The sequence below is a fragment of the Acidovorax sp. 94 genome (assembly GCF_003634645.1).
GTDB lineage: Bacteria > Pseudomonadota > Gammaproteobacteria > Burkholderiales > Burkholderiaceae_C > Acidovorax > Acidovorax facilis.
Genome location: NZ_RBJA01000001.1, coordinates 4,916,737 through 4,935,898, shown reverse-complemented (window position 1 = coordinate 4,935,898; position 19,162 = coordinate 4,916,737). Strand labels below are relative to the sequence as shown.

Sequence of the window (19,162 nt, the reverse complement as noted above, 5' to 3'; positions counted from 1 at the left end):
AAACGCAGCAATAGCCGTAGCTATTGCGAGGTTTTGCAACGCCGCAGACCGCCCGAGACCGCAGATGCACACGGCGCGGTGATTCGTGCAGAGGGTCCCTAGCGGTCAAAAAATGTTCAAAATTAACGTATGCGCAGCGCAGGCCTGCGCTGCGCCTGGGCCACGGCTGGCGCAGCGGGCGCCGCTGCCGCGCTGAAGACTGAGGGTGCAGGAGCCCCGCCGTCCTGCAGCTTGAACTGGCTGACCGCACTGCTCAGGTGCAGCGCCTGTTCGCGCAGCGATTCAGAGGCAGCGGTGGACTCTTCCACCAGCGCGGCGTTCTGCTGCGTCATCTGGTCGAGCTGGCTCACGGACTGGCTGATCTGGCCGATGTTGTCACTTTGCTCGGCCGACGAAGCGGTGATCTCCGCAATGATGTCGGACACGCGCCGCACGCTGCTCACAATCTCGGTCATGGTCTGGCCGGCCTGGCTTACCAGGCGCGAGCCGTCTTCGACGCGTTCCACCGACGAACCGATCAGGCCTTTGATCTCCTTGGCCGCTTCGGCGCTGCGCTGCGCCAGGTTGCGCACCTCGCTGGCCACCACGGCAAAGCCCCGGCCCTGTTCACCGGCGCGCGCGGCTTCCACGGCCGCGTTGAGCGCGAGGATGTTGGTCTGGAAGGCAATGGAGTCGATGACACCGGTGATGTCGGCAATCTTGCGCGAGCTGGTGGTGATCTGGTCCATGGTGGTCACCACCTGCGACACCACGGCACCACCGCGTGCGGCCACTTCGGCGGCCGACGAAGCGAAGTCGCTGGCCTGGCGGGAGGACTGGGCGCTTTGCTGCACGGTGCTGGTCAGCAGCTCCATGGACGAAGCGGTTTCCTCCAGATTGGCCGCGGTCTGCTCGGTGCGGTGGCTCAGGTCATGGTTGCCGCTGGCGATCTCGGAACTGGCGGTGGTGATGTTGCCTGCCGCGTCCTGCACCTGGCGCACCAGGCCCCGCAAGGCGTCCTGCATGCGGCCCATGGCTGACACCAACTGGCCCACCTCGTCCTGGTTCATGGCCGCCACATCGCGAGAGAGGTCACCACTGGCAATGCGGTCGGCCAGTTCCTGCGCCTGCCCCAGCGACTTGGTGATGGAGCGCACGCTGAAGAAGGTGAGCGGAATCAGCACCGCCAACCCCAGCACCAGCCCGATGCCAATCAACGCCGACATGGTGGAAGTGCGCGATTCAACCCCCGCACGGGCCTCGTCCATCTGCGAGCGGGCCGCGCTGGCCAGGCTGGAGAACAGCTTGTCGGTGGCCTCCATGTGGACCTTCAGGCGGTCGGCGTAGGCACCGCCCCCCGCACCATCGAGCTGCGCGCCCTCGATCTTCTCGAAGATGGGGGCAATGCCGGTTTCGTACTGCTTGATCTCGTCCAGGGATTTGTCGATGGAGGCCACAAACTCTGCATCGCCCGACTGCACCTGGCGCACCTCGGCCAGGCTCTTGCGCAGGGCAGCCAGGGTCTTGGCCCAGGACTCGCGCAGGGCAGAGACCTCGACCGAGTTGTTGAAATTGATGATGATGTCTTTTTCGGTCCGGCGCAGGTCACCCAGGGTCGTGCGCAGGTCGGACATATCGGTCAGGGTTTGCACCCGCTGCGAAAACAGCTCCTGCAATGTGCCCCGGGTGCGGTCCAGGGCCACATAGCCCATGGCGCCAATGACGATCAGAAGAATCAGCGAAAAAACGGTTCCGAAGTAAAGACGTGTGCGGATAGAGAAGCGGCCGAGAGCATTCATGGCTCTTCCTTACATTTTTTAACAGATAACTCAGCATAGCAAATTTAGTGCCACACGCCCTTCCTCCCGGTCTTCTGAACCGGGGGTGGGCGGGACTATATGCCGGGCGGGGCTATCCACCGCACAGGGTAAGCACGGCCCCGAGGCCCTGCTTCAGGGAATCCTCGGGGCCAGTAGCTGCGCTTATTGCACTGTTCTCAAACGGGCTTCAGGGGGATGTACAACTCGCCCCCGCCCTTCTGAAACTCTGCCGCCTTGGTCTGCATGCCCTGGGCCAGGGCTTCAGCCTCGGCCACACCCTTTTGCTTTGCAAAGTCACGCACTTCCTGCGTGATCTTCATCGAGCAGAACTTGGGGCCGCACATCGAGCAGAAATGCGCCACCTTTGCCGAGTCCTTGGGCAGGGTTTCGTCGTGGTACTCCTTCGCTGTTTCCGGGTCCAGGCCCAGGTTGAACTGGTCCTGCCAGCGGAAGTCGAAGCGCGCCTGGCTCAGCGCATCGTCGCGCGAGCGGGCGCCCGGGTGCCCCTTGGCCACGTCGGCCGCGTGGGCGGCGATCTTGTAGGCAATGATGCCCTGCTTCACGTCATCTCGGTCGGGCAGGCCCAGGTGCTCCTTGGGCGTCACGTAGCACAGCATGGCCGTGCCCATCCAGCCGATCATGGCCGCGCCAATCGCGCTGGCAATGTGGTCATAGCCCGGTGCGATGTCGATGGTCAACGGGCCCAGGGTGTAGAACGGCGCTTCGTGGCAGGTCTTGAGCTGCTCGGTCATGTTGGCCTGGATCATGTGCATGGGCACATGGCCGGGGCCTTCGATCATGGTCTGCACGTCATGCTTCCAAGCCACTTGCGTGAGTTCGCCCAGCGTGTGCAGCTCGGCGAATTGCGCTTCGTCATTGGCGTCAGACGCGCAGCCGGGACGCAGGCCATCGCCCAGGCTGAACGAGACGTCGTACGCCTTCATGATGTCGCAGATGTCCTCGAAGTGCTCGTACAGGAAGCTCTCGCGGTGGTGTGCCATGCACCACTTGGCCATGATGGAGCCGCCGCGCGAGACGATGCCCGTGCGCCGTTGCGCCGTGAGGTGGATGTAGGCCAGGCGCACACCGGCGTGGATGGTGAAGTAATCCACGCCCTGCTCGGCCTGCTCGATCAGCGTGTCGCGGAAGATTTCCCAGGTCAGGTCTTCGGCCACGCCGCCCACCTTTTCCAGCGCCTGGTAGATCGGCACCGTGCCAATCGGCACCGGCGAGTTGCGCACGATCCAGTCGCGTGTGGTGTGGATGTTCTTGCCGGTGGACAGATCCATCACGTTGTCGGCACCCCAGCGGATCGCCCACACAAGCTTTTCCACTTCTTCTTCAATGCTCGACGTGACGGCCGAGTTGCCGATGTTGGCGTTGATCTTGACCAGCAAATTGCGGCCGATTGCCATCGGCTCCACTTCGGGGTGGTTGATGTTGGCGGGGATGATGGCGCGGCCGCGCGCCACTTCGTCGCGCACGAATTCGGGGGTGATGATGCGCGGGATGCTCGCGCCCATCGGGTTGCCCATCAGGCGCTGCTCGCGGCCTGCGTCAGCCATGTACTGCTCCATCCACTCGCGCTTGCCGTTTTCGCGGATGGCCACGTATTCCATCTCGGGCGTGATGATGCCTTTCTTGGCGTAGTGCATCTGCGTGACATTGGCACCGGCCTTGGCGCGCAGGGGCTTGCGTTGCAGGGCGGCGGCCTCGGCGCGCAGCTGGGCCAGGCGCGTGGCGTCTTCGCTCTTTTGCCCATCGTCCAGCGCCACGGGCGCGCGGCCTTCGTAGTGCTCCACATCGCCACGGCCGGTGATCCAGCCCCCGCGCACACTGGCCAGGCCCTTGCGCACGTCGACCACGGCTTCAGGGTCGGTGTAAGGGCCGGAGGTGTCGTACACGCTGACCAGCTCGCCGTTGGTCAACGCGATGTCGCGCACGGGCACACGCAGGTCGGTGTGCAGTTGGCCGGGAATATAGGCTTTGCGCGATGCGGGGAAGGGCTCGCGCGTCAGCGCCAGCAATTCAGCAAATTTCTCGCGAGCGAGGGGATCGGGGGCGTTCATGGGCAGGTCTCCTGGTTCCGGTGGGGTCTGCTCCGGAATGGACCTGTGCGCCCTCCAGGGGCGGCAGCGCCTGGGGCATGACGTGCCCACAGGGACTGCGGGCACGGGGACAAGGAGGTCGGCTCTTCTTCCGCCGGTATGAACCGGATCAAGTTCGTCGGGTTCGCAAGCTGGCCTGAATTTCTTCAGGCCTCTTGCATCTCAGCGCATCAGCACACCCCGGAGCAGGCGCGAGTATAGGCCAGAGAAAAAACTGCGTTGCAGAGCCCGCGCATCACGCGAGTCGGCCAATGAGGATCACCGCAAAGAAAAAGACGGCGGCAATCACCGTCCACTTGAGGATGATGAGCCCCAGGCGCTTGTAGCGCGCCTGCCCCGTACCGGCATAAAACGCAAACGACACGGCAGCCGCCAGAAGCAGCAGCATGGCCAGCCAGCGAAAGATCAACATGTGCGTGCTACCAGGCGCGCGCGGGCTGAGCGAAGCCGGTGGGGGCCTGGCGCTCATCCTCGAACGTGACCACCTCCCAGGCATCGCGCTGGGCCAGCAGCTCGCGCAGCAAGAGGTTGTTCATGGCGTGGCCCGAGCGGAAAGCGCTGTACGCAGCCAACAGGGGCTTGCCAATGAGGTAAAGGTCGCCCATGGCATCCAGGATCTTGTGCTTCACGAACTCGTCGTCGTAGCGCAGGCCGTCGCTGTTGAGCACCTTGTAGTCGTCCATCACGATGGCGTTGTCCAGCCCGCCGCCCAGCGCCAGTCCGTTGGAGCGCATCATCTCCACATCGCGGGTAAAGCCGAAGGTGCGGGCGCGGGCAATGTCGCGGCTGTAGTTGCCTTGCCCCAGGTCAAACTCCACACGCTGGCCGGTGGAGTCCACAGCCGGGTGGTCAAAGTCGATCTCGAAACTGAGCTTGTAGCCGTGGTAAGGCGTCAAACGTGCCCATTTGGCATTGGCTCCCTCGCCCTCGCGGACCTCCACCGGCCGCAGGACGCGGATGAAGCGCTTGGGCGCGTTTTGCAGCTCGACCCCTGCGCTCTGGAGCAGGAAAACGAAAGATGCGGAAGATCCGTCGAGGATAGGCACCTCTTCGGCCGTGATGTCCACATAAAGGTTATCCAGCCCCAGCCCGGCACAGGCCGACATCAGGTGTTCCACCGTGTGCACCTTGGCATTGCCGACCGCGATGGTGGATGCCAGCCGGGTGTCCGTCACGGCCTCGGCGCGGATCGGGATGTCCACGGGCTGTGGCAGATCCACCCGCCGAAAGACAATCCCCGTGTCCGGCTGCGCGGGCCGCAGCGTCAACTCGACCCGCTGGCCGCTGTGCAGCCCGACGCCTACGGCGCGGGTCAGTGTCTTGAGGGTGCGTTGCTGGAGCATCCCTCCATTTTAGTTTCTGGCGCCCTGTCCCGCACGGGTTGAGGTCTTGCCCGCCTTGCAGACGCCATGCCCGGAGCGCTTGGGGCCCGTACGTAGAGCTACCGCCGCGTTTTCACCTACTGCGCAGGCCACCGGGTTCGCCGCACAATTTGGGGCCAGAGGGCCTTGAAAAGATACAACATGAACACACCACAAATGCCCCCCAGGAGACTCCCATGAGCAAGCTCAGCTTCAAAATGAAAATCATGCTCATGATCGGCACTGCGCTTGTCGCGCTGCTGATCATGGCCGTCACCTCCCTCCTGCAGGAGCGACGACTCATCACCGAGTCCCGAAAAGAGCTGCTGACCACCGCCGTCCAGTCCGCCCACAGCATAGTGGCCGCCTACCAGGCCAAGGCCGCCAGCGGCGCCATGCCCCAGGAGGAGGCCCAAAAGGCCGCCAAGGACGCCCTGCGCATTGCGCGCTATGGTGGCCCCGAGGGCAAGACCGAGTATTTCTACATCTGGACCACCGAGGGCGTGGGGGTGATGCACCCCTTCAAACCCGAGTGGGATGGGCAGAACATGCTGGGCAAGGTCAAGGACGGCTCGGGGGTGGACATCATCGCCCTGCTGGTGAACGGCATGCGCAGCAGCAAGGATGGCAAGGCGTTTGTCCCCACCATGTTTGCCCGCCCCAACCAGACCACCCCGGTGCCCAAGCTCCAGTACATCGTCCGTGTAGACGGGTGGAACTGGATGGTGGGCTCGGGGCTGTATACCGATGACGTGGACATGCTGCTGCGCAAGGCCCTGCTGTCGAGCCTGGCCATGGTGGTGGTGGTGATTCTTGTGGTGGGGGCCATCGGCCTGTTCGTATCGCGCTCCGTGCTGCGCCAGATCGGGGGAGAGCCTACTGACGCCATCGCGATCATGTCGGAAGTGGCCGAAGGCAATCTCGATACACACATCCCCACGGCCCACCCCGGCTCGATGCTCGACGGGCTCGCCCACATGGTCACTTCGCTGCGCAAGCTGGTCACCGACGTCCGCGCCGCCACCGACAGCATCGCCACCGCGTCGAGCGAAATCGCGCAGGGCAACAACGACCTGGCCCACCGCACCGAAGACACCGCCAGCAACCTGCAAAGCACGGCCAGCAGCATGGAGGAGCTGACCAGTACCGTCAAGCAGACCTCGGACTCCGCCCAGACGGCCAACCAGATGGCCACATCGGCCGCTGCGGTCGCGGCGCGTGGGGGCGAAGTGGTGTCGCGGGTGGTGGCCACCATGCAGGACATCAACGCCAGCAGCAACAAGATCAGCGACATCATCGGCGTGATCGATGGCATCGCCTTCCAGACCAATATCCTGGCCTTGAATGCCGCCGTCGAGGCGGCCCGCGCGGGCGAGCAAGGCCGGGGCTTTGCCGTGGTGGCCAGCGAGGTGCGCAGCCTGGCCGGACGCAGTGCCGAAGCCGCCAAGGAGATCAAGGCCCTGATTGGCGCGTCGGTCGAAAAGGTGGAATCGGGCACGCAGCTGGTGGGCAATGCGGGCGCCACCATGACCGAGATCGTGGAAAGCGTTCAGCGCGTGACCGACATCATTGGCGAAATCCGCTCAGCCACGTCCGAGCAGAGCCAGGGCATTGCCCAGGTCAACACGGCCATGAACCAGCTCGACCAGATGACGCAGCAGAACTCTGCCTTGGTGGAGCAATCCACTGCCGCCGCAGACAGTCTGCGCGAGCAGGCCATGAAGCTCACCCAGGTGGTCGCGCTGTTCCGGGTCAATGGCAGCAATGCCCCAGCGCCGTCCCCGGCAAGCCGGCCCGCCCCTGCGGCCACACCCCGCCCCACACCCGCTCCCGTACGCGCTGCCGCACCACGCCCCGCACTGGCCAAGGCCGCTGCACCCCGCCCTGCGTCGCCCGCCAAGGCCCCGGCAGCGGCGCTGCCGCCCAAGGCCAGCAGCCCCAAACCTGCAGCGGACAACAACAACGACGACTGGGAGTCCTTCTGACCACAAGGACCTGAAGCAGCACAAGCACAGCGCAAGCAAACCTCGCTGCAAAAAAAGAAGCCCTGCCAGCTTGTGCTGGCAGGGCTTCTTGTCTTGCGGCCCATGGAAGAGCCTGTTGTCGATCAGTCGGCTTGCTTGCGCAGGAAGGCCGGGATCTCCAGGTCATCCATGCCACCCGAGGACAGCGCGTCCACACGGGCCGCAGCCTGGGTGCGGTTGGTGCGCCACACGCTGGGCACCGACATGCTGCCGTAGTCGGCTTGCGCGCTGCCCGTGTGGCCGCCTTGCACACCCACAGCCCCCCCCAGCGTTCCCACACCGGCCATGGGCATCTGGTAGGCCATATTGTCCGTGCCCGTGCGCAGGCCACCTTGCACCACCGAGATGGGCTGGCGGCGTGCGTTGGCACGCGACAGGCCTGTGGCCACCACGGTCACGCGGATCTCGTCGCCCAGGGTTTCGTCGTAGGCAGCGCCGAAGATCACATGAGCGTCGGTCGATGCGTAGGCATTGATGGTGTTCATGGCCTGGCGCGACTCGGACAGCTTGAGGCTGCCCTTGCTCGCGGTGACCAGCACCAGCACGCCCTTGGCTCCCGACAGGTCGATGCCTTCGAGCAGCGGGCAGGCAATGGCCTGCTCGGCAGCGATGCGGGCGCGGTCGGGGCCGCTGGCAGTGGCAGTGCCCATCATGGCCTTGCCGGGCTCGCCCATCACGGTGCGCACGTCTTCGAAGTCCACGTTCACCTGGCCGTACTCGTTGATGATTTCAGCGATACCGCCCACGGCGTTCTTGAGCACATCGTTGGCGTGTGCAAAGGCTTCGTCCTGGGTGATGTCATCGCCCAGCACATCGAGCAGCTTTTCGTTGAGCACCACGATCAGCGAATCCACATTGGCTTCCAGCTCGGCCAGGCCTTCGTCGGCGTTCTTCATGCGGCGGCCACCTTCCCAGTCGAAAGGCTTGGTCACCACACCCACGGTCAGAATACCCATCTCCTTGGCGATGCGCGCGATCACCGGGGCAGCCCCCGTGCCCGTGCCGCCGCCCATGCCGGCCGTGATGAACAGCATGTGCGCGCCCTGGATGGCGTCGCGGATGTCTTCAACTGCCGCTTCGGCTGCATCGCGCGCCTTTTCAGGCTTGCCGCCTGCCCCCAGACCACTGCCACCCAGCTGGATGACACGGTGGGCCGAACTGCGCGTGAGCGCCTGCGCGTCGGTATTGGCGCTGACAAACTCCACGCCCTGCACGCTGCGGGAAATCATGTGCTCGACGGCATTGCTGCCGCCACCGCCCACACCGATCACCTTGATCTGGGTGCCCTGGTTGAATTCTTCGGCTTCGATCATTTCGATGGTCATCTTGGAGCTCCTGTTTCTAAATTCGTAGGCAATTGCCATATGGGGAAGGGGGTACTGGTGGCTGGAGAACGAGGCGGTCCTGTACATCGCCATCGCTCTCGCGCAGTGCCGTGCGGGCTACCACGGGCTAACCACAAGGCCCCCACGCTTGCCACTGCGTGTGCTGCGCTGCCCCCCAAGGGGGCCTTCGCGCCTTGAGGCGGCCCGGCGGCGCTCATTCCTGGGTATTTCATGGTCAAAAATTCCCCACGATGAAATCTTTGAAACGGCCGAACGCCGTCTTCATGGACCCGCTCTTTTGCGCCACCTTGAAGCCGCGCAAACGGGCCAGCCGGGCCTCTTCGAGAAGGCCCATGACGGTAGCAGCACGGGGCTGGGCCACCATGTCAGACAACGCGCTGGAATACTTGGGAATGCCTCGGCGCACGGGCTTGAGGAAGATGTCTTCGCCCAGCTCGATCATGCCGGGCATCACCGAGCTGCCGCCTGTGAGCACGATGCCCGACGACAGCACTTCTTCATAGCCCGACTCGCGCACCACCTGCTGCACGAGCGAGAAAATTTCTTCCACCCGCGGCTCGATCACACCGGCCAGCGCCTGCTTGCTCAGCATGCGCGGGCTGCGGTCGCCCAGGCCCGGCACTTCCACCTGCGCCTCGGGGTCGGCCAGCAGTTGTTTGGCGTAGCCGCTTTCCACCTTGATGTCTTCAGCGTCCTTGGTGGGAGTACGCAGCGCCATCGCGATGTCGCTGGTGATGAGGTCGCCCGCAATCGGAATCACTGCGGTGTGGCGGATCGCGCCACCGGTGAAGATGGCCACATCCGTCGTGCCCGCGCCGATGTCCACCACCACCACACCCAGCTCGCGCTCATCGTCGGTCAGCACCGCCTGGCTGCTGGCCAGCGGGTTCAGCATGAGCTGCTCGACCTCCAGGCCGCAACGGCGTACGCACTTGATGATGTTTTCGGCCGCGCTCTGCGCACCGGTCACGATGTGGATCTTGGCCTCCAGGCGGATGCCGCTCATGCCGATGGGCTCTTTCACATCCTGCCCGTCGATCACAAACTCTTGCGGCTCCACCAGCAAGAGGCGCTGGTCGCTGCTGATGTTGATGGCTTTGGCCGTCTCGACCACGCGCGCCACGTCGGCAGAGGTGACTTCCTTGTCCTTCACGGCCACCATGCCGCTGGAGTTGAGCCCCCGGATATGGCTGCCGGTGATGCCTGTGTACACACGCTGGATCTTGCAGTCGGCCATCAGCTCGGCCTCTTTCAGGGCCTGCTGGATGCTTTGCACGGTAGCGTCGATGTTCACCACCACGCCGCGCTTGAGGCCATTGCTCGGGGCCACGCCCAAGCCTGCAAGCTTGAGCTCGCCATTGGGCAGGACCTCGGCCACCACGGCCATGACCTTGGCGGTGCCGATATCCAGCCCCACCACAACGTCTTTGTATTCTCTTGCCATATCAGTCTCTGCCCTTCTCTGTTCTGTCCCGCCGCCCCACGGCCCCATTCACGAACCCACCTGCGTCCCGCTCCACATACCAGCGCTGTTGCTGTTGCTGCATGCCATTACCTCCTGCGCACGGCACTGGCCGAAGCAGCCGCCGCTGCGGTATCGGTCACCACCGTGGTCACACCGCGCATGCGCAGGGCGTAGCCCCCGGCATGCCGCAGGTCGGCGGACTCCAGGGCATCCACACGCCGCCCGTACTGCGCAGCCACCTGTGTCAGGGTGCGCGTGAAGCGTTGCGTGCGCTGCACCACCTCCTGCGGTGTGCCGCCGCCCAGCTCCACCACGGCGTCGCTGTCCAGCGTGGCCCGCCAACCGCCCCGCCCCGTCAGCTCCAGCGTTTCCACCTCCAGCCCGAGCGGTTTGAACACCGGCTGCAGCAGTCCAAACATCTGCAGCACCTCGGGGGAGCTGCCCGCAGGTCCCAGCAGGCGCGGCAGGCCGTCCTGTTCCACATCACCCACGTTGGCCTCGAACACTTCGCCCTGGCTGTTGACCAGTGCAGAGCCGGTGTCCGGCCCCCAGTACGCCACCGCGTCATGCTCCTGCAGTTCCACGCGCAGGCTGCCGGGGTACACCCGCCGCACCTGGGCGCGGCGCACCCAGGGCACCTGCTCGAAAGCCTCGCGCGCGGCACGCAAATCCACCGTGAAGAAATTGCCCACCAGGTGCGGCGCGACATTGGCCCGCAAGGTCACCGCGTTGTTGTGCACCAGCTCGCCCTGCACCACGATGCGCGCAATCGCAAAACCGGGGTAGCGCAGCACCCACCAGGCCCCCGCCGCCAACACAAGCAGGACACAGCCCACGAACAAGACCGATGCGGTCAGGTTCATGAGCTTGACGTCCAGCGGTGCGGGCAACGTTTGGGTCATCAGTCGGCCTTCGACCTTGTCGGTGTGTCCAAGGCGGCATCGGCCAGGATGCGCAGGCACAGCTCTTCGTAGCTGATGCCCGAAGCCCGTGCGGACATGGGCACCAGCGAATGCCCGGTCATGCCGGGGGACGTGTTCATCTCCAGCAGGAAGGGCTTGCGATCGCTGGCGCGGATCATCAGGTCGGCACGGCCCCAGCCCCGGCAGCCCAGGGTGCGGTAAGCCTCCAGCACGATGCGCTGGATCTCGCGCTCCTCAGCCTCGGGCAGGCCGCTCGGGCACTGGTACTTCACGTCATCGGTGAAATACTTGTTCTGGTAGTCGTAGGCGCCATCGGGCGCCACGATGCGGATCACTGGCAGCGCACGGGCACTGGCGCCCTGGCCCAGCACGGGGCAGGTCACTTCTTCGCCTTCGATGAACTCTTCGCACAACACATCGGGGTCGTACTGGGCAGACAGCTGCACGGCCTCCTGCATGTCCGAGTAGCCACGCACCTTGGTCACGCCGATGGAGGAGCCTTCGCGCGGCGGCTTCACGATGAGGGGCAGGCCCAGCTCATCGGGCACGGTGCGCACCACCTCGCGCTGCTGGCGGTCGGGCGCCAGCCACACATAACGCGGTGTGGGCAGGCCCTCGGCCAGCCACACGCGCTTGGTCATGACCTTGTCCATCGCGATGGCCGAGGCCATCACGCCGGGGCCGGTGTACGGGATGCGCAGCAGCTCCAGTGCGCCCTGCACCGTACCGTCCTCGCCATGACGGCCGTGCAGCGCGATGAAACAGCGCGCATAGCCGTCGCGCTTCAGGTCACCCAGTGCGTTCTGCGCGGGGTCGAAGGCATGGGCATCCACCCCGCGCGAACGCAGCGCTTGCAGCACGCCGCTGCCAGACATCAGCGAGACCTCGCGCTCGGCCGAGTCGCCGCCCATCAGTACGGCAACCTTGCCCAGCGATTTCACATCAAAATTGGAATCAAAAACGGTCATAGCGCGCTCCCTTCAAGCGCTGAAAGCTCACTATTTTGTAGCATCTCCACCACCTTGCCAGGTACGGCGCCAATCGACCCTGCGCCCATGCACATCACCACGTCGCCGTCCTTCGCGTTGTCGGCAATGGCTTGCGGCAGGTCGGCCACGTTGTCGATGAACACCGGCTCCACGCGGCCCGCCACGCGCAGCGCACGGGCCAGCGATCGACCATCGGCGGCCACCACAGGCGCCTCCCCAGCGGCATACACCTCGGTGAGCAGCACGGCATCGGCATTGCCAATAACCTTCACAAAATCCTCGAAGCAATCGCGCGTGCGGCTGTAGCGGTGCGGCTGGAAAGCCAGCACCAGGCGGCGCCCCGGGAAGGCACCCCGTGCGGCAGCCAAGGTGGCCGCCATCTCCACCGGGTGGTGGCCGTAGTCGTCGATCACGGTGAACTGGCCGCCGTCCTTGGCGGGCAGGTCGCCATAACGCTGGAAGCGCCGGCCCACGCCCTTGAAGCCCGCCAGCGCACGCTGTACGGCTTCGTCCGGAATGTTCAGCTCCACGGCCACGGCAATGGCCGACAGCGCGTTGAGCACGTTGTGCTCGCCCGCGAGGTTGAGCACGATCTCCATGTCGGGCAGCGTGACGCCGTTGCGCCGCTGCACGGTAAAGCGCATCTGGCCCGCCTCGGCGCGCACGTTGATGGCGCGCACCTGCGCGTCTTCCGAAAAGCCGTAGCTGGTGATGGGGCAGGTCACGCTTTGCAGGATGTCGCGCACGGCGGGGCTGTCCACACACAGGATGGCCGTGCCGTAGAACGGCATGCGGTGCAGAAAATCGACAAACGCGCCCTTGAGGCGGCCGAAGTCGTGGCCATAGGTCTCCATGTGGTCGGCGTCGATGTTGGTCACCACGGCCATCACTGGCAGCAGGTTCAGGAACGACGCGTCGGACTCGTCGGCCTCGACCACGATGTAGTCGCCGCTGCCCAGCTTGGCATTGGCGCCTGCGCTGTTGAGCTTGCCGCCGATCACAAAGGTCGGGTCCAGGCCCGCCTCGGCCAGCACGCTGGTCACCAGGCTGGTGGTGGTGGTCTTGCCGTGGGTGCCTGCAATGGCGATGCCCTGCTTCAGGCGCATCAGCTCGGCGAGCATCAGCGCGCGGGGCACCACGGGAATTTTTTTCTCGCGCGCTGCCAGCACCTCGGGGTTGTCGGGCGTGACCGCTGTTGATGTAACCACGGCATCGGCACCGTCAATGTGCGCAGCCGCATGGCCCAGGCAGGTCTTGATGCCCAGCCCTTCCAGGCGGCGCAGCGTGGCGCTGTCGGCCAGGTCCGAGCCCGAGATGCGGTAGCCCAGGTTGAACAGCACCTCGGCGATGCCACTCATGCCCGCGCCGCCCAGGCCCACAAAATGGATATGGCGAATCGCGTGTTTCATGCCAACTCCTCGCAGGCAGTCACCACTTCGCGGGTGGCGTTGATTTTTTGCATGTTTTTGGCCTTCAGCGCAATATCTACAAGCGCAGGGCGCTCCAATTTCAATAGCATTTGCGACAGCCCTTCGGGCGTCAGGTCGCGCTGCTGCACCAGCCAGCCGCCACCGGCATCCACGAGGAACCTGGCATTGGTGGTCTGGTGGTCGTCCACCGCCGACGGGAACGGCACAAACAAGGCAGCAGCGCCCACGGCAGCGATCTCGGTGACCGTGCTCGCGCCAGAGCGGCAGACGATGATGTCGGCCGCCGCAAACGCGCCGGCGGTGTCATCGATGAAGGGCGTGCACTCCGCCTCGACCCCTGCAGCCGCATAGTTGGCCCGCAGGGCGTCGATCTGCGTGGCGCCGCTCTGGTGAATCACCTGCGGGCGCTGGTCGGCAGGCATCAGGGCAATAGCCTTTGGCACGATCTCGTTGAGTGCGCGCGCCCCCAGGCTGCCACCCACCACCAGCAGGCGCAGCGGACCGGTGCGCCCCGCAAACCGCTCGGCCGGGCCGGGCTGCTGCGTGAACGGCGTGCGCAGGGGGTTGCCCACCCACTGGCCTTGTTTGAACACGTTGGGGAAGGCGGTGAACACCCGGTCGGCCACACCGGCCAGCACCTTGTTGGCCATGCCCGCCACCGAGTTCTGCTCGTGCAGCACCAGCGGCTTGCCTGCCAGCACCCCCATCATGCCGCCCGGAAAGGTGATGTAGCCGCCCAGGCCCACCACCACATCGGGCTTGACGCGCCGCACCACCTGCAGGGCTTGCCAGAAGGCACGCAGCAGGCGCAGCGGCAGCAGGGCCAGCGTCACGATGCCTTTGCCGCGCACGCCCGAGAAGTCGATCAGTTCGAGGGCGAAACCGTGCGTGGGCACGATGCGCGACTCCATGCTGCCGGGCGCGCCCAGCCAGTGCACACGCCAGCCACGCGTGCGCAGCTCTTCGGCCACCGCAAGGCCCGGAAAGATGTGGCCACCGGTGCCACCGGCCATGATCAGAGCAGTTTTCTGCGCGCTCATACGCGGCCCCCTCTCATGAGGCACTGCGTGCCTGGCATTGCTTGCGCAATGCACAGCTTGTTTTGGTGAACCAGACTTCTCATACGCGGCCTCCGCGCATCGAATGCTGCGCATTCGGCAGCGCTGGCGCGCTGCTGCAGCCCGTTTTGGTGAAACAAACTTCTCATACGCGGCCTCCGCGCATGAGAAGCTTGTTTTCATAATCCACCCGCAATACCACCGCAAGCGCCACCAGATTCATCAGGATCGCCGACCCCCCAAAGCTCATCAACGGCAGCGTGAGCCCCTTGGTGGGCAACGCGCCCAGGTTCACGCCCATGTTGATGAAGGCCTGAAAGCCGATCCAGATCGCCACGCCCTGCGCCACCAATCCAGCGAATACGCGGTCCAGGGCAATCGCCTGGCGGCCGATGTGCATGATGCGGCGCGTCATCCACAAGAACAGCACGATGAGCGTGACCACGCCCACCAGGCCAAACTCCTCGCCGATCACGGCGAGCAAAAAGTCGGTGTGCGCTTCGGGCAGCCAGTGCAGCTTTTCCACGCTGCCGCCCAGGCCCACACCAAAAATCTCGCCGCGCCCGATGGCGATGAGCGAGTGCGAGAGCTGGTAGCCCTTGCCCAGAGCGTGCTCCTCGCTGAAGGGGTCGAGGTAGGCAAACACGCGTTCGCGGCGCCAAGGCGAGCTGGCGATCATCACGCCAAAAGCCGCCACCAGCACCCCGGCGATGAGAAAGAACATGCGGGCGTTGACGCCCCCCAGAAACAGAATGCCCATGGCGATGACCGCCACCACCATGAACGCGCCCATGTCGGGTTCGGCCAGCAGCAGCACGCCCACAATGCCCACGGCAGCGCCCATGGGCAGCACGGCGCGGAAAAACCGCTCCTTCACTTCCATCTTGCGCACCATGTAGTCGGCCGCATAGATGAGCACGGCAAACTTGGCCACTTCAGAGGGCTGAAAGCCAATGGGTCCGATGGACAACCAGCGCCGCGCGCCGTTGACGACCTTGCCCACGCCGGGGATCAGCACCGCGATCAGCAGCAGCAATGCGACCACGAACAACCACGGCGCCGCACGCTCCCACAGCGCCATCGGCACCTGGAAGGCCAGCAAGGCCACCACAAACCCGATCACCAGATACATCGCGTGGCGGGTCAAAAAATGGGTGGAGGCATAGTTGGCAAAACGCGGGTTGTCCGGCATGGCAATCGAGGCCGAATACACCATCACCAGCCCCCAGGCCAGCAGCGCGACCACCACCCACAGCAGGGCCTGGTCGAAGCCCAGCACGCTGGCCGGCGTGCTAGACGACTGGCGGTACTCCGTGCCGCCCACGCGCACCGGCAATACGTCGGCCGCCTTGCCGGGCAGGCCGCCAAACCAGCCGGTCACCCGCTGCAGCAATGTGGAATTGCGCACATCGGCCGTCATGCCATGCCCTCCAGGGATTGCCCGGCATCGTCTGCCAGCGTGCGCACCGCGTCGCAGAAGACCTGTGCGCGATGTTCGTAGTCCTTGAACATGTCAAAGCTGGCGCAGGCGGGCGACATCAGCACGGCATCGCCCGCATGGGCCCGCTGCGTGGCCAGAGCCACAGCCTGAGGCAACGTCTCGGCATCCAGCAGTACCACACCGCAGTCCTGCAGCGCAGCGCGGATCTGCGGCGCATCGCGCCCGATGAGCACCGCAGCGCGCGCATAGCGCGACACCGGCGCTGCGAGCGGCGAGAAGTCCTGCCCCTTGCCTTCGCCACCCAGGATGACCACGATGCGGCGCTCTGCGCCCAGGCCCGTAAGGGCCGCCACCGTGGCACCCACGTTGGTGCCCTTGCTGTCGTCAAAGTACTCAATGCCGTTGATGATGGCCACGGGCTCCACACGGTGCGGCTCACCCCGGTATTCGCGCAGCCCGTACAGCAGCGGGGCCAAGGTGCAGCCTGCGGCCGAGGCCAGGGCCAGCGCAGCCAGCGCGTTCACCGCGTTGTGGCGACCCCGGATGCGCAGCGCATCGGCGGGCATCAGGCGCTGGATGTGCAGGTCTTCCGCCACTTCGTTGCGGCCGCGCTTGCGGGTTTCATCCGCGTCCATCGCGCGTACCAGCCAGGACATGCCGCTCACGACCTCAATGCCAAAGTCGCCGGGGCGCCGGGGCATGTCGGCGCCAAAGGTCAGGTGCTCACGCACCTGGGGCTTTTGCAGCTTGACCTTGACCGGAGGCGGCAGCATCTGCATCACGGCCACGTCTTCGCGGTTCAAAATCATGAGCCCCGTCTGGCCAAAGATGCGCGCCTTGGCCGCCGCGTAGGCCGCCATGTCACCGTGCCAGTCCAGGTGGTCCTGCGTGATGTTGAGCACGGTCGCCGCAGTGGGCTCAAAGTTGGTCACACCATCGAGCTGGAAGCTTGATAGCTCCAGCACCCACACCTCGGGCAACGTGCCGGCGTCGATGTGGCCCGCCAGGGTATCGAGCAACGTGGGGCCGATGTTGCCAGCCACGGCCACGCTCTTGCCCGAACGCTCCACGAGCTGGCCCGTGAGCGATGTGACCGTGGTTTTGCCGTTGGTACCGGTGATCGCCAGCACCGCCGGTGCGTAGCCATGGGATGCCCGCAGCGCGTTCAGCGCCATGGAATACAAACTTAATTCGCCCCCATCGCTTATTCCACAAGCACTAGCAGCTATCAAAACAGGAGCTATTGCCTCAGGACTCAAACCGGGAGAACGGTAGACCGCGTTCAGGCCTTGGCCTTCCACCAGGCTGGCATCAAAGGCACCGGCGACAAAACACACCTGGGGCAGCTCCTGCTGCAGCAGGGGCAGCTGTGGCGGCGCAGCGCGGGTGTCGGCCACGGTGACCTCGGCCCCGCAGCGCACGCACCAGCGGGCCATGGCCAGGCCCGAGGCGCCCAGCCCCAGGATGAGGATGTTCTGACCTTGCAGCAGTTGGGCCATGGCTTCGCGCGGCGCGACCTGCGGCTCGGCCTCTGCGCCGGATGCACCCGGGGCGTCAACGCCTTCAACGTCGACACTGTGCTCGACGGGCGCGGCCTCGGGCGCCGATACGTCGGCAAAGATCTGCGCCACGAAATCGGCGGCAGCCTTGGCAGCCGAGATGGCGGGCACGGCTTCAGGGTCCCAGGTATGGCCCTTGGCGGGTGCGTTCCCGGCTGCAGGGGTCACGTCCGGCGCGGCCATTTCAGGCGGCACTGCGGCGACGGGTTCGCCAGCCCGGGACGACGGCTCAGCCGCAATGCCCACGCTGGGCTGCTGCGCATCGGTGTTCAGCGCCTCGGTATCGGTATCGGTATCGGTATCGACAGTTTCCGTGGGGTCCGGTGCAAAAAAGTCGTCACCGGCGGGCGCATTCACGTCGGCGTCCGCGCCCGGCCCTGCCAACGGCCGCGCGGCATCGGGCGCCCCGGTTTCGGCGGGCGTGGGACGGATGAGAGGCTCGTCAGCGTTCATCGCAGTTTCAACGTGGACAGGCCGATGAGGCACAGCAGCATGGTGATGATCCAGAAGCGCACGACCACCTGCGTTTCCTTCCAGCCGCTCTTTTCAAAGTGGTGGTGCAGGGGCGCCATCTTGAGCAGGCGGCGGCCTTCTCCGTAGCGCTTCTTGGTGAACTTGAACCAGGTCACCTGCAGCATCACCGACAGTGCTTCAACCACGAAGATGCCGCCCATGATGGCCAGCACGATTTCCTGCCGCACGATGATGGCGATGGTGCCCAGCGCAGCACCCAGCGCCAGTGCGCCCACGTCGCCCATGAACACCTGGGCTGGATGCGCGTTGAACCACAGGAAGGCAAGGCCCGCCCCCGCCATGGCGGCGCAGAAGATCAACAGTTCGCCCGCGCCCGGAATGTGCGGGAAAAACAGGTACTTGGAGTACACCGAGCTGCCCGTGACATAGGCAAACACGCCCAGGGCCGAACCCACCATCACCACCGGCATGATGGCCAGGCCGTCCAGGCCGTCTGTCAGGTTCACGGCATTGCTGGAGCCGACGATGACGAGGTAGGTCAGGATCACGAAGCCCAGCACGCCCAGCGGGTAGCTGATCTCCTTGAAAAACGGCAGTTGCAAGCCTGCCTTGGGCGGCAGGTCCAGCGAGAAGCCCGACTGCACCCAGCCCACGAACAGCTCCCACACCTTGGCGTTGGAGCTTTCGGAAATGCTGAACACCAGATACAGCGCAGCAACCAAGCCAATCACCGACTGCCAAAAGTACTTCTCGCGCGAGCGCATGCCTTCGGGGTCCTTGTTGACCACCTTGCGCCAGTCGTCCACCCAGCCAATGGCGCCAAAACCCAGCGTGACGATGAGCACGATCCACACAAAGCGGTTGGACAGGTCGAACCACAACAGCGTGGAAATCGCAATCGACAGCAGGATCAGCACGCCACCCATCGTGGGCGTTCCGCTCTTGGACAGGTGCGTCTGCATGGCATAGCCCCGGATGGGCTGGCCGATCTTGAGCGAGGTGAGCACACGGATCACCTTGGGGCCCGCAATCAGGCCGATGAGCAGCGCCGTCATGGCGGCCATCACCGCGCGGAACGTGAGGTACTGGAACACGCGGAAAAAGCCGAACTCGGGCGACAGACCCTGCAACCATTGCGACAACATCAGCAGCATGTGGCCTCCCCCGCTTGCACGGCCTTGGGTG

General features: G+C 65.0%; 14 protein-coding genes and 1 riboswitch. Of the genes, 1 reads left to right on the top strand and 13 read right to left on the bottom strand.

What is annotated here, in order from left to right; genetic code table 11:
• Nucleotides 1-122: 122 nt before the first annotated feature.
• From C8C94_RS22725 to lpxC, 4 genes are all read right to left on the bottom strand, one after another.
• Nucleotides 123-1,778, bottom strand: a complete 1,656-nt coding sequence (locus tag C8C94_RS22725; RefSeq protein ID WP_055398550.1) for a methyl-accepting chemotaxis protein — start codon at nt 1,776-1,778, stop codon at nt 123-125.
• Nucleotides 1,779-1,975: 197 nt separating this feature from the next.
• Nucleotides 1,976-3,868 (bottom strand): phosphomethylpyrimidine synthase ThiC, encoded by a 1,893-nt coding sequence (gene thiC / locus C8C94_RS22720; protein ID WP_121422317.1) that lies wholly within the window; start codon nt 3,866-3,868, stop codon nt 1,976-1,978.
• A gap of 108 nt (nt 3,869-3,976) precedes the next feature.
• Nucleotides 3,977-4,100, bottom strand: a riboswitch (TPP riboswitch).
• A gap of 42 nt (nt 4,101-4,142) precedes the next feature.
• Nucleotides 4,143-4,319, bottom strand: coding sequence for a hypothetical protein (locus C8C94_RS25770; RefSeq protein WP_176888338.1), 177 nt, complete (start codon nt 4,317-4,319; stop codon nt 4,143-4,145).
• A gap of 7 nt (nt 4,320-4,326) precedes the next feature.
• The gene (gene lpxC / locus C8C94_RS22715) at nt 4,327-5,250 is read right to left on the bottom strand and encodes a UDP-3-O-acyl-N-acetylglucosamine deacetylase (protein ID WP_121422316.1); all 924 of its coding nucleotides are present in this window, start codon (nt 5,248-5,250) and stop codon (nt 4,327-4,329) included.
• A gap of 215 nt (nt 5,251-5,465) precedes the next feature.
• On the opposite strand from lpxC, the gene C8C94_RS22710 reads away from it, so the two are divergent.
• Nucleotides 5,466-7,253, top strand: coding sequence for a methyl-accepting chemotaxis protein (locus tag C8C94_RS22710; RefSeq protein ID WP_121422315.1), 1,788 nt, complete (start codon nt 5,466-5,468; stop codon nt 7,251-7,253).
• A gap of 122 nt (nt 7,254-7,375) precedes the next feature.
• Here the strand turns inward: C8C94_RS22710 and ftsZ are convergent, their stop codons facing one another.
• The 9 genes from ftsZ to mraY form a co-directional block, all read right to left on the bottom strand.
• A complete protein-coding gene (gene ftsZ / locus C8C94_RS22705; protein ID WP_055399554.1) occupies nt 7,376-8,617 on the bottom strand; it encodes a cell division protein FtsZ in 1,242 nt (413 codons plus the stop codon).
• Nucleotides 8,618-8,852: 235 nt separating this feature from the next.
• Nucleotides 8,853-10,082 (bottom strand): cell division protein FtsA, encoded by a 1,230-nt coding sequence (gene ftsA / locus C8C94_RS22695; RefSeq protein ID WP_008903721.1) that lies wholly within the window; start codon nt 10,080-10,082, stop codon nt 8,853-8,855.
• Between the two features lie 107 nt (nt 10,083-10,189).
• Nucleotides 10,190-11,005 (bottom strand): cell division protein FtsQ/DivIB, encoded by an 816-nt coding sequence (locus C8C94_RS22690; protein ID WP_121422313.1) that lies wholly within the window; start codon nt 11,003-11,005, stop codon nt 10,190-10,192.
• Nucleotides 11,005-11,994, bottom strand: coding sequence for a D-alanine--D-alanine ligase (locus C8C94_RS22685; protein WP_055399558.1), 990 nt, complete (start codon nt 11,992-11,994; stop codon nt 11,005-11,007). The genes C8C94_RS22690 and C8C94_RS22685 overlap by 1 nt, the downstream gene beginning before the upstream one ends.
• Complete coding sequence (gene murC / locus C8C94_RS22680; RefSeq protein ID WP_055399560.1) at nt 11,991-13,424, bottom strand: UDP-N-acetylmuramate--L-alanine ligase; 1,434 nt, start codon at nt 13,422-13,424, stop codon at nt 11,991-11,993. The genes C8C94_RS22685 and murC overlap by 4 nt, the downstream gene beginning before the upstream one ends.
• A complete protein-coding gene (gene murG, locus C8C94_RS22675) occupies nt 13,421-14,599 on the bottom strand; it encodes an undecaprenyldiphospho-muramoylpentapeptide beta-N-acetylglucosaminyltransferase (RefSeq protein ID WP_370449758.1) in 1,179 nt (392 codons plus the stop codon). Before murG ends, murC begins: the two co-directional genes overlap by 4 nt.
• Before the next feature lie 49 nt (nt 14,600-14,648).
• Complete coding sequence (ftsW, locus tag C8C94_RS22670; RefSeq protein ID WP_055399564.1) at nt 14,649-15,923, bottom strand: putative lipid II flippase FtsW; 1,275 nt, start codon at nt 15,921-15,923, stop codon at nt 14,649-14,651.
• Nucleotides 15,920-17,956 (bottom strand): UDP-N-acetylmuramoyl-L-alanine--D-glutamate ligase, encoded by a 2,037-nt coding sequence (murD, locus tag C8C94_RS22665; protein ID WP_370449757.1) that lies wholly within the window; start codon nt 17,954-17,956, stop codon nt 15,920-15,922. The genes ftsW and murD overlap by 4 nt, the downstream gene beginning before the upstream one ends.
• On the bottom strand, nt 17,953-19,131 hold the full coding sequence (gene mraY / locus C8C94_RS22660; RefSeq protein ID WP_055399566.1) for a phospho-N-acetylmuramoyl-pentapeptide-transferase: 1,179 nt from the start codon (nt 19,129-19,131) through the stop codon (nt 17,953-17,955). The genes murD and mraY overlap by 4 nt, the downstream gene beginning before the upstream one ends.
• Nucleotides 19,132-19,162: the final 31 nt, after the last annotated feature.

What these genes read in the sequence shown, in the direction of transcription:
- murD (WP_370449757.1), bottom strand. Translation starts at nt 17,956, where the DNA reads ATGAACGCTGACGAGCCTCTCATCCGTCCCACGCCCGCCGAAACCGGG.
- C8C94_RS22690 (WP_121422313.1), bottom strand. Translation starts at nt 11,005, where the DNA reads ATGACCCAAACGTTGCCCGCACCGCTGGACGTCAAGCTCATGAACCTG.
- mraY (WP_055399566.1), bottom strand. Translation starts at nt 19,131, where the DNA reads ATGCTGCTGATGTTGTCGCAATGGTTGCAGGGTCTGTCGCCCGAGTTC.
- murG (WP_370449758.1), bottom strand. Translation starts at nt 14,599, where the DNA reads ATGCGCAGCATTCGATGCGCGGAGGCCGCGTATGAGAAGTCTGGTTCA.
- ftsA (WP_008903721.1), bottom strand. Translation starts at nt 10,082, where the DNA reads ATGGCAAGAGAATACAAAGACGTTGTGGTGGGGCTGGATATCGGCACC.
- C8C94_RS25770 (WP_176888338.1), bottom strand. Translation starts at nt 4,319, where the DNA reads ATGTTGATCTTTCGCTGGCTGGCCATGCTGCTGCTTCTGGCGGCTGCC.
- ftsZ (WP_055399554.1), bottom strand. Translation starts at nt 8,617, where the DNA reads ATGACCATCGAAATGATCGAAGCCGAAGAATTCAACCAGGGCACCCAG.
- C8C94_RS22710 (WP_121422315.1), top strand. Translation starts at nt 5,466, where the DNA reads ATGAGCAAGCTCAGCTTCAAAATGAAAATCATGCTCATGATCGGCACT.
- thiC (WP_121422317.1), bottom strand. Translation starts at nt 3,868, where the DNA reads ATGAACGCCCCCGATCCCCTCGCTCGCGAGAAATTTGCTGAATTGCTG.
- C8C94_RS22685 (WP_055399558.1), bottom strand. Translation starts at nt 11,994, where the DNA reads ATGACCGTTTTTGATTCCAATTTTGATGTGAAATCGCTGGGCAAGGTT.
- C8C94_RS22725 (WP_055398550.1), bottom strand. Translation starts at nt 1,778, where the DNA reads ATGAATGCTCTCGGCCGCTTCTCTATCCGCACACGTCTTTACTTCGGA.
- murC (WP_055399560.1), bottom strand. Translation starts at nt 13,424, where the DNA reads ATGAAACACGCGATTCGCCATATCCATTTTGTGGGCCTGGGCGGCGCG.
- lpxC (WP_121422316.1), bottom strand. Translation starts at nt 5,250, where the DNA reads ATGCTCCAGCAACGCACCCTCAAGACACTGACCCGCGCCGTAGGCGTC.
- ftsW (WP_055399564.1), bottom strand. Translation starts at nt 15,923, where the DNA reads ATGACGGCCGATGTGCGCAATTCCACATTGCTGCAGCGGGTGACCGGC.